Raw genomic sequence first — 11,593 nt, 5'->3', positions numbered from 1 at the left:
GTATGTCTGCGCTTCGTAAAGGTCAGGTGCGGAACCTGGCGCTGGCCACGGCGGCCTTCGCCGTGACGTTCTGGGCCTGGAACCTCATCGGTCCCCTGTCGGGCAGTTACAGCAGGCAACTGCACCTGTCCGCGACACAGACCTCGCTGCTGGTCGCGATCCCGGTGCTGGTCGGCTCGCTCGGCCGCATCCCCGTGGGTGTGCTGGCCGACCGGCTCGGCGGGCGGCGCATGTTCGCGATCATCTGCTTCGTGTCGATCGTGCCCGTCCTGTTCGTGGGCTGGTCCGAGTCGTACGGGTGGCTGCTGTTCTGGGGGTTCCTCCTGGGCATCCCCGGCACGTCGTTCGCCATCGGCATCCCGTTCGTCAACGCCTGGTACGAGCCCGCCCGCAGAGGGTTCGCCACCGGCGTGTTCGGCGCCGGCATGGGCGGGACCGCGCTGTCGGCGTTCTTCACCCCCCGCCTGGTGGAGGACTTCGGCCGGTTCCCGACCCACCTGCTCATGGCCGCGGTGCTCGCCCTGATGGGCGTGATCATGATCGGCGGCAGCCGCGACTCGCCCGCCTGGTCGCCCGCCACCGCCCCGGCCCTGCCCAGGATGCGCGAGGCCACCAAGCTCAGGGCCACCTGGCAGTGCGCCTTCCTGTACGCCGTCACCTTCGGCGGCTTCGTGGCGTTCTCGACGTACCTGCCGACCCTGCTCCAGAACGTCTACCACTTCGCCCAGACGGGCGCCGGGTTGCGGGCGGCCGGGTTCTCGATCGCCGCCGTCGCCGCCCGGCCGATCGGCGGCACGTTGTCCGACCGGGTCGGGCCGGTCAGGGTGCTGCTCATCTCGCTGGCCGGGACGGTCGTGATGGCGGTCGCGCTGTCGTTCAGGCCGCCCGCCGAGGTGCCCGCCGGGGCGTGCTTCGTGCTCATCGCCTTCTTCCTCGGGCTCGGCACGGGCGGCGTCTTCGCCCTGGTGGCCAAGCTCGTGGAGGCGTCGAAGGTGGGGACGGTGACGGGGCTCGTGGGCGCGGCCGGCGGGCTCGGCGGGTACTTCCCGCCGCTGGTGATGGGGGCCGTCTACGGCGCGTCCGGGTCGTACACCGTGGGCTACCTGCTGCTCGCGCTGACCGCCCTGGTCACTTTGCTCTACACCGTGCGCACGTTCCGGCACGTGCCCGATCGTTAGCCAGGCGAAAAACCGTTTGCCGGGCCGGTCGATGGCTTGTCAACCTTGTCAGGCTATGCGCTCCCTTCCTGAGGCCGATCCCGGCCTGCCCGACATCCGCAGCCCGTTCCGCTACCTGTGGTGGAACGCGCGGCGTCAGGGGCGTGCCCTGCTCGCCGGCATCGGCTTCGCCACCCTGTGGTGGCTGGTGCAGGCGCTCGTGCCCGCGGTGCTCGGCAAGGGCATCGACGCGGTCACCGCCAAGGACACCGGGGCGCTGCTGACCTGGGCGTCGATCCTGCTCGGGCTGGGGCTGCTGCAGGCCTTCACCGGGATCATGCGGCACCGGATGGCGGTGTTCAACTGGTTGTCGGCGGCCTACCGCACCGTTCAGGTGACCGCGCGGCAGGCCGCCAGGCTCGGGGCGACGCTGCCCAAGAAGGTCTCGACCGGCGAGGTCGTCAGCGTCGGCAACTCCGACATCGCCCACATCGGCAGTTCCATGGACATCCTGCTGCGCGGCGTCGGCTCCGTCGTGGCCATCGTCGCGGTCACCGTGATCCTGCTGACGACCTCGGTCCCGCTCGGGCTGCTCGTGCTGTTCGGCGTGCCGCTCATGGCGGTCGCCGTCTCGCCGCTGCTCAAGCCGCTGCACCGGCGGCAGAAGCGGCAGCGCGAGCTGACCGGCGACCTGTCCACCAGGGCCGCCGACATCGTGGCCGGCCTGCGGGTGCTCCGCGGCATCGGCGGCGAGCACGTGTTCGCCGGCCGCTACGGTGAGGAGTCCCAGCGCGTGCGCCATGCCGGCGTGGGCGTGGCCCGGGTCGAGTCGCTGCTCGAAGGCGCCCAGATCCTGCTGCCCGGTCTGCTCATCGCGGCCGTCACCGGCATCGGCGCCACGTTCGCGGTCGGCGGCGAGATCAGCACCGGCGACCTCGTCGCGCTCTACGGCTACGCCGCCTTCCTCATCGGCCCGCTGCGCACCTTGACCGAGGCCGCTGACAAGCTCACCAAGGGCCATGTCGCGGCCCGCCGCGTCATCCGCATCCTGGCGATCGAGCCCGAGGTCGCCGGCGGCACCGAGACCAGCGGCGGCGGCGTGCTGCGCGACTCCTACAGCGGCGTCACCCTCCAGCCGGGCATGCTCACCGCCGTCGCGGCCGACGCCCCCGAGGAGGCCGCCGCCATCGCCGACCGCCTCGGCCGGTACGCGCCGGGCGACGTCACCTTCGGCGCCGTCGAGCTGGCCACGCTGCCGATGGCCGAGATCCGCGGGCGCATCCTGGTCGCCGGCAACGACGCCCGCCTGTTCACCGGCAGGCTCAGGACCGAGCTCGACGTCCGCGACGCGGCCACCGACGAGGACGTGCGCGAGGCCCTGCACGCCGCCTGCGCCGAGGACATCGTCGAGGCGCTGCCCGACGGCCTCGACGCCGAGGTGTCCGAGGCCGGGCGCGAGTTCTCCGGCGGTCAGCAGCAGCGGCTGCGCCTGGCGCGGGCCCTGGTCGCCGACCCCGAGGTGCTCATCCTGGTCGAGCCCACCAGCGCCGTCGACGCCCACAGCGAGGCCCGCATCGCCGAGCGGCTGGCCAAGGCGCGCGCGGGCCGCACCACCATGATCTGCACGACCAGCCCGCTGGTGCTCGACCGGGCCGACCACGTGGTCTACGTGGCCGGCGGCCGGGTGCTGGCCGAGGGGACACACCGGCACCTGCTGGACGCGTCCCCCGAATACGCCGCGACCGTGACCCGAGGGGAGGGCTGACCGTGGCCCGCGAGATCCTGCCGGTCGCCGACCGGAAACAGGTGCGCGCCTACGCGCGCAGGCTGACGCTGAAGTACCCGCGGCAGCTCACCGTCGCCCTGGCCCTGCACGGCCTGGCCGCCGTCGCCGGGCTCGTCGTGCCGTGGCAGCTCGGCAGCCTGGTCCAGACCGTCCAGGACGGCGGCGAGGTCGACGGGCTGCTCGTGGCCGTCGTCATCGGCGCGTTCCTGTTCCTCCAGGGCCTGCTGGTCCGCTTCGCCGTGCTGGCCTCGGCCAGGCTGGGCGAGAGGGTGCTGGCCGAGCTGCGCGAGGAGTTCGTCGACCGGGTGCTCGGCCTGCCGCTGTCCACGGTCGAGCGGGCGGGCGCCGGCGACCTGATCACCCGTACCTCCCGCGACGTCGACTCGCTGTCCAGGACCGTCCGGCACGCCGTGCCCGAGACGCTCATCGCGCTGGTCACCTTCGTGATCACCATGGGCGCGCTGGTGCTGGTCAGCCCGCAGCTCATGCTGCCGATGCTGGTCGCCGGCCCGCTGATCTGGTTCGCGACCCGCTGGTACCTCCAGCGGGCGCGCGACGGCTACCTGCGCGAGAACGCCGCGTACGCCGACATGACCGAGGGTCTGGCCGAGACCGTCGAGGGCGCGCGGGCCGTGGAGGCGCTCGGCCTCCAGCAACGCCGGCGCGAGCGCACCGACGGCGACATCCGCCGCTCCTACGCCGCCGAGCGCTACACCCTGGGCCTGCGGACGATCTGGTTCCCCGCGGTCGAGCTCGGCTACGTGATCCCGGTGGTCTCCACGCTCCTGGTCGGTGGCCTGTTCTACACCAACGACTGGGTGACGGTCCAGCAGGTCACCGCCGCCCTGGTCTACGCCCAGCAGCTCATCGACCCGCTCGACCGGTTCCTCATGTGGATCGACGAGCTCCAGGTGGGCGGCGCGGCCATGGCCCGGCTGCTCGGCGTGGCCAACGTGCCCGACGACCGCGAGCCCTCCGCCGCCCGCCCGGCCGGCGAGCTGCTGAAGGCCGACGACGTCAGGTACGCCTACCGCGAGGGCCGCGACGTGCTGCACGGCGTGTCGCTGACCGTCGAACCGGGCGAGCGGCTGGCCATGGTGGGCCCGTCGGGGGCCGGCAAGTCCACGCTCGGGCGGCTGCTGGCCGGCATCCACGGGCCGCGTACCGGCGAGGTCAGCGTGGGCGGCGTGCCGCTGGTCGACCTGCCGCTCGACGACCTGCGCGGGCACGTCGCGCTGGTCACCCAGGAGCACCACGTCTTCAAGGGCACCGTCCGCGACAACCTGCTGATCGCCCGCCCCGGCGCGGACGACGCGGCGGTGCGTGCGGCGCTGGCCGCGGTCGACGCGCTCGGCTGGGTGGAGACGCTGCCCGAGGGGCTGGAGACCGAGGTCGGGTCCGGTGGCACGGCCGTGCCGCCCGCGCAGGCGCAGCAGCTCGCGCTGGCGCGGCTGGTCCTCGCCGACCCGCACACGCTGGTGCTCGACGAGGCCACCTCGCTGATCGACCCGCGGGCCGCGCGCGACCTGGAACGCTCGCTGGCCGCCGTGCTGGAGGGCCGTACGGTGATCGCCATCGCCCACCGGCTCTACACCGCGCACGACGCCGACCGGGTGGCCGTCGTGGAGGGCGGCCGGATCACCGAGCTGGGCCCGCACGAGGAGCTGGTCGCCGAGGGCGGCTCGTACGCGGCCCTGTGGGCGAGCTGGCACGGCACCCCCGCCACCACTCCCTAGGCCACGGGCTCCCAGACCGGTCCTTCGGCCGTGTCCCGCGCACGGCCGAAGACCACGTCGGCGAAGTGGATGCCGAAGCCGATCGTGTCGGGTCGCAGCAGCTCCTTGACCAGCCGCCGCCGGTGCACGGTCGACTCCACGCGGTCCAGGTCGGAGCCCGCCGGCCACTCGGGGTGGCGCACCTGCACGGGGGAGTGCAGAGCGTCGCCGAAGGCCAGCAGCCGCTGTCCGCCCGAGGTGATCGTGTAGGCCGTGTGCCCGGCGGTGTGGCCGGGCGCGAACGTGGCCCGCACGCCCGGGAAGATCTCCTCGCCGTCGCCGAACGTCCTGACCCGGGGAGCCATGGTCGTCAGGGCCTCCTCCGGCGTGCCGAAGTCCAGGGTCCGGTGGCGTTCGGTCCATTCCGGCTCGGCGAACAGGTACTCGGCGGACGGGAACGCGGGCCCGCCGGCGGCAGGGTGCCAGGCCCAGCCGATGTGGTCGATGTGCAGGTGGGTGAAGGCCACCGCCTCGACGTCCTCGGGACGGCGGCCCAGCCGGGCGAGGTTGGCCGGCAGGTCGCCGCCGCGCAGCTCGCCGATCAGCGGGTCGGCCGGGTCGTCCGGCTGGTGCACCGGGCCCACCCCCGCGTCGATCAACAGGGCCCGCTCGCCCGCCTCCACCAGCAGGCCGCCGATGCCCGCCACGAGGTTGCCGGTCTCGTCCAGGTGGTCGGCGTGCACGGCCCAGTCGCGCTCGGTCGTGCCCGGCAGCCAGCCGTACGGCTTGAGCCGCACGCTCCCGTCCGGCACGAACGTGACCTTGAGGTCGCCGACCCGCAGCGACCGGAGGGTGGCAGGGCGGCGCAGGCGAAGGCTCTCAGATGTGCTCATGGTGGAAATTTACAGCTAGAACCTTTAAAGCTGCAAACATCCAAGCTTGAGGTAGTTTTGGGATATGACAACGTCCGAAGCCGAAGCGCGGGCCGCGGCCGAGCGGAACCTCTGCGGTCTGGTGGGCACGCTCGCCAGGCAGATCGAGGGGCACGTGAGGGAACGCGCGGCCGCGCTCGACCTCACCACCGCCCAGGCGGTGGCGCTGCGCGAGCTGACCGGCCCGATGACCATGAGCGACCTGGCGGGGCGCATGGGGTGCGAGCCCTCCAACGCCACGTTCGTCATCGACCGGCTGGAGCGGCAGGGGGTCGTGGAGCGCCGCCCCCATCCGGGCGACCGGCGGGCCAAGCTGCTCGTGCTCACCCAGGAGGGCGCCGGCCTGCGGGAGCGCCTGCTGGGCCTGCTGACCGAGGGCTCGCCGCTGGCCGCGCTCACGCCTGAGGAGCAGTCCGTGCTCCAGGGGCTGCTGGAGCGGGCGGCGCCGCGGTAGCGCCCGCGGGGTTGCGATGATCGTCCGGCGCTGTCAGCATCGTCGGAGTGAGCACCTGGCAGCGCGCATGGGAAGGCGTGCTCGCACTTCTCGCCCTGCTGGGCCTGGCGCTCGTCCTGATCACTACGGTGAGTGACCGCCTGCTCGACATCCTCGCCCACGCCGGGCAGCTCGGCCTGATCGTCATGGGGTTCGGCCTGTCGCTGCGCACCGGCACGCCCAATCTGGCCGTGGGCGCGGTCGCCGCCGCGAGCGGCGCCTTCGTGGCGTTCACGGCGGGCGCCGGGGTGCCGTTGCCGCTGGCGATGCTGCTCGCGCTCGTGCTCGCCGGGCTCCTGGGGGCCGCCATGAGCGTGTTCACGATGTTGCTGTCGGCCCCAGCCTGGGCCGTCACGCTCGGGGCCGCCGTCGTGTGCGAGGCCCTGGCCGTCGCGCTGCTCGGCGACGGGGCGATCCCGCTGGCGACCGCCGCGCTCTATCCCGGCCCGCTGGGGTTCGCCGTGTTCGCGGTCGTCTCGATCGCCGGCGGCCTGCTGTGGAACCGGCAGGAGGTGCGCAAGGAGCTGGGCGCCGGCTGGCCCGGCGCGGTGCTCGGCCTCGCCGGGTCGAGCATGCTCGCCGCCGCGGGCGGCATCGCGCTGCTCCTGCGTCTCGGCGCGGCGCCCCCGGGCGACCAGGGGCTCTACAGCACCGTGTTCGCGCTCGCCGCCGTCCTCCTTGGAGGCACCAGCCCGTACGGCGAGCGCGCCGGTGTGGCGGGCACCGTGCTCGGCGTGCTGATCCTGGCCGTGGCGCAGGGCCTGCTCGCCTACCTCGGCGCCCCCCTGTGGGTGTTCCTGGTGGTCATGGGGCTGGTCGTGCTGATCGGTCTGGGGGCGTCGAGGCTGCTCGACGCCCTGCGGACCGCCTAGCCCAGCGCCTTCTTCAGGAAGTCGACCTGGAGCAGGAGCAGGTTCTCGGCCACGACCTCCTGGGGCGTCATGTGCGTCACGCCCGACAGCGGCAGCACGCTGTGCTGGCGGCCGGCCGCGAGCAGCGCCGAGGACAGGCGCAGCGTGTGGGCGGCCACCACGTTGTCGTCGGCCAGGCCGTGGACCAGGAGCAGCGGGCGTTCGAGTTTGGGCGCGTCGGCGAACAGCGAGGAGTTGTCGTAGACCTCGGGCTGCTCGTCGGGGTGGCCCAGGTAGCGCTCGGTGTAGCAGGTGTCGTACAGCCGCCAGTCGGTCACCGGCGCGCCGGCCACCGCCGCGTGGAAGACGTCGGGACGCCGCAGCACGGCGAGCGCGGCCAGGAAGCCGCCGAACGACCAGCCGCGGATGGCCACCCTCGACAGGTCGAGGTCGTCGGGATACTGCTCGGCCACGCCCTGCAGGGCGTCGATCTGGTCCTCCAGCGCCGGGGTCGCCAGGTCGCCCAGCACCGCCCGCTCGAACGCGGGACCGCGGCCCGGCGTGCCGCGGCCGTCGGCCACGATCACGGCGAAGCCCTGCTCGGCGAACCACTGGCTCTCCAGGAACGCGCCGCGCCGGTTGAGCACCCGCTGGGCGTGCGGGCCGCCGTACGGGTCCATCAGGACCGGCAGCCGGCCCGAGCCCTGCTCGTACCAGGACGGCAGCACCACGGCCGTGGCCAGCTCCCGGCGGCCCGAACGCCCCAGCGACACCCGCAGGTCGAGCCCGGGACGCTCGGCGTACGACGGGATCGGGACCGCCATGCCGTCGCGCCGCACCACCGTGGTCGAGACGCCCTCGGCGTCGAGACTCTGCTCCGACAACACGCCGACGCCGCCGGACATCCGCCCCGAGAACACCCCGGACCGGGTCGAGACCGGCAGCAGCGAGTGGCCGTCCCAGGTCCACAGGTGGATGTCGGTCGGGTCGCCGCCGCTGGCGCTGAACAGCACGCTGTCGTGGTCGACGTCGAGCACCGACCGGACCTGCAGGGTGGGCGGCGTGACCGCGCGGTCGCCGACGAACAGCCGGTGGCCGCCCTCCGACGTGGCCACCCAGACCAGCGAGCCGTCGTCGAGGTGCGCCGGCACGCCGGTCACGACGTCGACCCAGGCCGGGTCGGTGTCCTCGCGGACCAGCGTGGACGCGCCGGTCGCCGGATCGACGGAGAACAGCCGCAGCGTCTTCTGGTCGCGCGTCATCGTCACGATCGACAGCGCGTGGTCGTCCCAGGCGGCCGTCGTGAGGTACTCCTCCTCGAACGGCACCGCCACCCGCGACCCGTCGAGCCCGAGCACGAACAGCTCGGTACGGGCGTTGGGCGTGCCGGCCGCCGGGTAGCGCTGGGCCACGGCCGGACGGGAGGGGTTGGCCGGGTCGGCGATGTACCAGGTGTCGACCGGCTCCTCGTCGGCCCGCTCGACCAGCAGCGCGTCGCCCGACGGCGACCACCAGTAGCCGCGCATCCGGTCCATCTCCTCGGCGGCGATGAACTCGGCCAGGCCGTAGGTGACGGTCGGCGACTCCGGCGTGGCGAGCACCTCGCCGCGCCCCGAGTCGAGGTCCTGGACGTGCAGGGCGCCGCCGGTGACGTAGGCGACCTGCCGCCCGTCGGGGGACAGCCGGGGGTCGATGACCGCGCCCGGCGTCTCCAGCCTGCGGGTCTCGCCGCTCGCCAGCTCGACGACGTAGAGCCCGCCGGACAGGGCGAAGGCCGCCCTGGTCAGCGCGGCGTCGGCGCCGTAGGCCACCACGCCGCCGGCCGCCTCACGGCTGCGCTCGCGCCGCGCCCGCTCCTCCGGCGGCAGGTCCTCGTCGTCGGCGTGGAGGGTGCGGGGATCGACCACCAGGCGTTCGACGTGGGTTTCGGTGTCGAGCTCCCACAGGCAGGTGACCGGGTCGGTGCCGGACCTCGTCCGCAGGAAGACCACTCGTCCGCCGTCGGGGGAGATCGTGAACCCCCTGGGCACTCCCAGGGTGAACCGGCGGGTCCTTGCCGACAGTCGCGGGAAGCTCTCACTCATGGGCTCAATCCTGCCAGTATCCAGCCATTGTTACGCTCATGACTATGACTGATCGCCGCCTCCTGCTCGTGCACGCCCATCCGGACGACGAGTCGATCGGCACCGGCGCGACCATGGCCAAATACGTCGCGGAAGGCGCCCACGTCACGCTGGTGACCTGCACGCTGGGGGAGGAGGGGGAGGTCATCCCCGCCGACCTCGCCCACCTGGCGGCCGACCGCGACGACCTGCTCGGGCCGTACCGGATCGGGGAGCTGGCGGCGGCCTGCCAGGCGCTCGGCGTCGAGGACCACCGCTTCCTCGGCTCACCCGGACGCTGGCGCGACTCCGGCATGATGGGCGTCGCCACCAACGACCGGCCGCACGCCTTCTGGCAGGCCGACCTCGACGAGGCGGCCGGCGAGCTGGTCAAGGTCATCCGCGAGGTGCGCCCGCAGGTGCTGGTGACCTACGACGCCAACGGCTTCTACGGCCATCCCGACCACATCCAGGCCCACCGGGTGGCCCGCCGCGCCTTCGAGCTGGCCGCCAAGCCCGACTACGTCCCGGGCGGCCGGCCCGCCCCGCGCCAGGACGAGCCGTGGCAGATCGCGAAGTTCTACCACACGGCCGTGCCGAGGTCCGTCATGCGGCGCACGGCCGAGGCGATGCACGACTCCGGCACCGGCTTCCTCGTCGAGGACGTCGACGACATCCCCTTCGGCAGCCCCGACGAGGACATCACCACCGAGATCGACGCCCGCCCCTGGGTCGGCAACAAGCGGGAGGCCATGCGCGCCCACGCCACCCAGATCACCGTCGACGGCCCGTGGTACGCCCTGTCCAACAACATCGGGCAGGAGGTGCTCGGTGTGGAGCACTTCGTCCTGGCCATCGGCGTGCCCGGCCGGCCGGTGCCCGGGCCGCCGGTCGACGCCGGTGGGCTCGGCGAGCCGCACAACCGCGAGAACGATCTCTTCGCGGGCATCCACTAACCTCGTTCCCCATGGAACATCGCAGCCAGGCGGAGTCGGCGCTGGGCGGGGCGGCGTACGGCATGCTGTTCGTGCTGGGTGTCGTGCTCGGCGTCGTGGGCGGGTTCACGCACCCGCTCGACCAGCAGGGCGCCGTGCCGTGGGTGGCGATCGGGTGGGTGCTCGCACTGTTCCTCCTCCCGCTGGGCGCGGCCAGGCTCATGCGCACGAAGCTGGCGGCGTTCGCGGTCGGGCTCGGCTGGCTGCTGGTGACGATGCCGTTCACGCTCGAACTCAGTGCCGGGGATCTGGTGATCTCTCAGGGTGCGGCGGGGTACGTCTACCTGTATGGCGGCTTGCTGGCTCTTGTGGTGGCGTTCATGTTCTCGCCCTCATCCGGCGGGGGTTCGTGGTTGTTGCGGGGATACCCACCTCCAAAGAATCCGACGTAGAGGCATAAAGTAACGTCGTGCATTCCATAGAGCGGCATGTGGACCCGGGAAACTACCGTAAGGTCGTCGGCCGCTTCGCCACGGGAGTCGCGATCGTCACGACCCGGCTCGGCGACGTGGACCACGCGATGACCGTCAACTCCTTCACGTCGGTGTCCCTCGACCCCCTGCTCGTGCTCTTCTGCGCCGAGAAGGTGGCCCGTTTCCACGACGCGGTGATCGAGGCCGGAGTGTGGGGCGTGTCGGTGCTGCACGCCTCGATGGAGGACGCCTCCCGCTTCTTCGCCCACCGCGGCCGTCCGCTGAACGGGCAACTGGCCCGGTGGGAGCACCATCGCGGGGAGTCGGGGGTGGCCCTGTTCACGGGTGCCCTGGCCACGGTCGAGGTCGCCACGACGGCGGTGTACGACGGCGGTGACCACTCGATCGTGCTCGGCCAGGTGACGGCCCTCGGCACCCCCGCGGACGGCTCGCCGCTGCTCTACCACGACGGCCGGTACAAGAACCTCTGACCCCGCGGCTACGCCTGGCCGGTGGGGCGGGCGTGCTGGTCGAGGGCGGCGACCAGAAGCGCCCGCGCCGACGAGCACATGGTGTCGGCCGCCTGCTGCCGGGTGTATCCGGCGATGTCGGTGAGCCAGACCAGCGACTCGATGCCGGTCGCCGCGCGGATGGCCACGGCCAGGTGGTGGACGTCCAGGCCGGGGTGGGTGTCGAGGAGCGGGGTGAGGGCGTCCTCGATCCAGCCGATGGCCCGGCCGCCGCGCAGGTGCGGCTGTCCGGCGCCCGGTCGCAGGGACAGGCGCAGCGAGGTGCGCAGTTGTGGTTCCCACTCGAGGGTGAGCCGGGTGAAGGCGGTCATCACCAGGTCCAGCCGCGCCACGGGGTCGGCGGGCGGGTCCGGGGGGAGCAGGGAGGTCTGTTCGATCTGCGGGTGCGCGGCGGTCAGCAGGGCGTTCTGGTTGGGGAAGTAGCGGTAGGCGGTGGTGCGGGAGATGCCGGCCGCGGCGGCGGCGTCCTCGACCGTGGGGTCCGCGCCGTCGGCCAGCAGGTGGCGGGCGGCCTCGACCAGGGCGGCGCGGGTGCGGGCCTTCTGCCGGTGGCGGCCGGTCTGCTCATATGGTACCGACATGCCCATCATGGTACCGTCGTCCCATGTAGCTGACTCGC

At 72.9% G+C, this 11,593-nt stretch carries 11 protein-coding genes; 8 read left to right on the top strand and 3 right to left on the bottom strand.

Annotated features, from left to right (window positions below):
- Positions 1-2: 2 nt before the first annotated feature.
- Genes ABZ459_RS24860 through ABZ459_RS24850 form a run of 3 tightly spaced genes read left to right on the top strand, consistent with a single transcriptional unit; the run spans position 3 to position 4,679 of the window.
- On the top strand, positions 3-1,178 hold the full coding sequence (locus tag ABZ459_RS24860) for an MFS transporter (RefSeq protein ID WP_357974433.1): 1,176 nt from the start codon (positions 3-5) through the stop codon (positions 1,176-1,178).
- Between the two features lie 55 nt (positions 1,179-1,233).
- Positions 1,234-2,922: an ABC transporter ATP-binding protein gene (locus ABZ459_RS24855; protein WP_357974430.1), complete on the top strand. Its 1,689-nt coding sequence runs from the start codon at positions 1,234-1,236 to the stop codon at positions 2,920-2,922.
- A gap of 2 nt (positions 2,923-2,924) precedes the next feature.
- On the top strand, positions 2,925-4,679 hold the full coding sequence (locus tag ABZ459_RS24850; protein WP_357974426.1) for an ABC transporter ATP-binding protein: 1,755 nt from the start codon (positions 2,925-2,927) through the stop codon (positions 4,677-4,679).
- Here ABZ459_RS24850 and ABZ459_RS24845 read toward each other — a convergent pair.
- Complete coding sequence (locus ABZ459_RS24845) at positions 4,676-5,551, bottom strand: MBL fold metallo-hydrolase (RefSeq protein WP_357974423.1); 876 nt, start codon at positions 5,549-5,551, stop codon at positions 4,676-4,678. The two genes, ABZ459_RS24850 and ABZ459_RS24845, sit on opposite strands and share 4 nt — an antisense overlap.
- Before the next feature lie 64 nt (positions 5,552-5,615).
- Between ABZ459_RS24845 and ABZ459_RS24840 the strand changes: the two genes are divergently transcribed.
- On the top strand, positions 5,616-6,044 hold the full coding sequence (locus ABZ459_RS24840; RefSeq protein WP_357974420.1) for a MarR family transcriptional regulator: 429 nt from the start codon (positions 5,616-5,618) through the stop codon (positions 6,042-6,044).
- A gap of 47 nt (positions 6,045-6,091) precedes the next feature.
- Positions 6,092-6,955 (top strand): hypothetical protein, encoded by an 864-nt coding sequence (locus ABZ459_RS24835; RefSeq protein WP_357974417.1) that lies wholly within the window; start codon positions 6,092-6,094, stop codon positions 6,953-6,955.
- Here the strand turns inward: ABZ459_RS24835 and ABZ459_RS24830 are convergent.
- Entirely contained in the window at positions 6,952-9,018 is a 2,067-nt protein-coding gene (locus tag ABZ459_RS24830) for a prolyl oligopeptidase family serine peptidase (RefSeq protein ID WP_357974413.1), read from the bottom strand. The two genes, ABZ459_RS24835 and ABZ459_RS24830, sit on opposite strands and share 4 nt — an antisense overlap.
- Positions 9,019-9,062: 44 nt before the next feature.
- On the opposite strand from ABZ459_RS24830, the gene mshB reads away from it, so the two are divergent.
- The 3 genes from mshB to ABZ459_RS24815 are packed head-to-tail and all read left to right on the top strand — an operon-like array spanning position 9,063 to position 10,935.
- Positions 9,063-9,992, top strand: a complete 930-nt coding sequence (gene mshB, locus ABZ459_RS24825; RefSeq protein ID WP_357974410.1) for an N-acetyl-1-D-myo-inositol-2-amino-2-deoxy-alpha-D-glucopyranoside deacetylase — start codon at positions 9,063-9,065, stop codon at positions 9,990-9,992.
- An 11-nt stretch (positions 9,993-10,003) separates the two neighbouring features.
- Entirely contained in the window at positions 10,004-10,423 is a 420-nt protein-coding gene (locus ABZ459_RS24820; protein WP_357974407.1) for a DUF6113 family protein, read from the top strand.
- 17 nt (positions 10,424-10,440) lie between these two features.
- Positions 10,441-10,935, top strand: a complete 495-nt coding sequence (locus tag ABZ459_RS24815; protein WP_357974404.1) for a flavin reductase family protein — start codon at positions 10,441-10,443, stop codon at positions 10,933-10,935.
- 8 nt (positions 10,936-10,943) lie between these two features.
- Here ABZ459_RS24815 and ABZ459_RS24810 read toward each other — a convergent pair whose 3' ends face one another.
- Positions 10,944-11,555 carry a TetR/AcrR family transcriptional regulator gene (locus ABZ459_RS24810; RefSeq protein WP_357974401.1) on the bottom strand — a complete coding sequence of 204 codons (612 nt, stop codon included), beginning with the start codon at positions 11,553-11,555 and terminating at the stop codon, positions 10,944-10,946.
- Positions 11,556-11,593: the final 38 nt, after the last annotated feature.

It is taken from the genome of Nonomuraea sp. NPDC005692, from assembly GCF_040631115.1.
Lineage (GTDB): Bacteria > Actinomycetota > Actinomycetes > Streptosporangiales > Streptosporangiaceae > Nonomuraea.
The sequence above is the reverse complement of the archived record's forward strand: the minus strand, read 5'-3'. Positions and strand labels throughout refer to the sequence as shown.

Excerpts from the sequence above, each read along its gene's own strand:
- ABZ459_RS24810 (WP_357974401.1), bottom strand. The coding sequence starts at position 11,555 with ATGTCGGTACCATATGAGCAGACCGGCCGCCACCGGCAGAAGGCCCGC.
- ABZ459_RS24820 (WP_357974407.1), top strand. The coding sequence starts at position 10,004 with ATGGAACATCGCAGCCAGGCGGAGTCGGCGCTGGGCGGGGCGGCGTAC.
- ABZ459_RS24860 (WP_357974433.1), top strand. The coding sequence starts at position 3 with ATGTCTGCGCTTCGTAAAGGTCAGGTGCGGAACCTGGCGCTGGCCACG.
- ABZ459_RS24845 (WP_357974423.1), bottom strand. The coding sequence starts at position 5,551 with ATGAGCACATCTGAGAGCCTTCGCCTGCGCCGCCCTGCCACCCTCCGG.
- mshB (WP_357974410.1), top strand. The coding sequence starts at position 9,063 with ATGACTGATCGCCGCCTCCTGCTCGTGCACGCCCATCCGGACGACGAG.
- ABZ459_RS24830 (WP_357974413.1), bottom strand. The coding sequence starts at position 9,018 with ATGAGTGAGAGCTTCCCGCGACTGTCGGCAAGGACCCGCCGGTTCACC.
- ABZ459_RS24855 (WP_357974430.1), top strand. The coding sequence starts at position 1,234 with ATGCGCTCCCTTCCTGAGGCCGATCCCGGCCTGCCCGACATCCGCAGC.
- ABZ459_RS24840 (WP_357974420.1), top strand. The coding sequence starts at position 5,616 with ATGACAACGTCCGAAGCCGAAGCGCGGGCCGCGGCCGAGCGGAACCTC.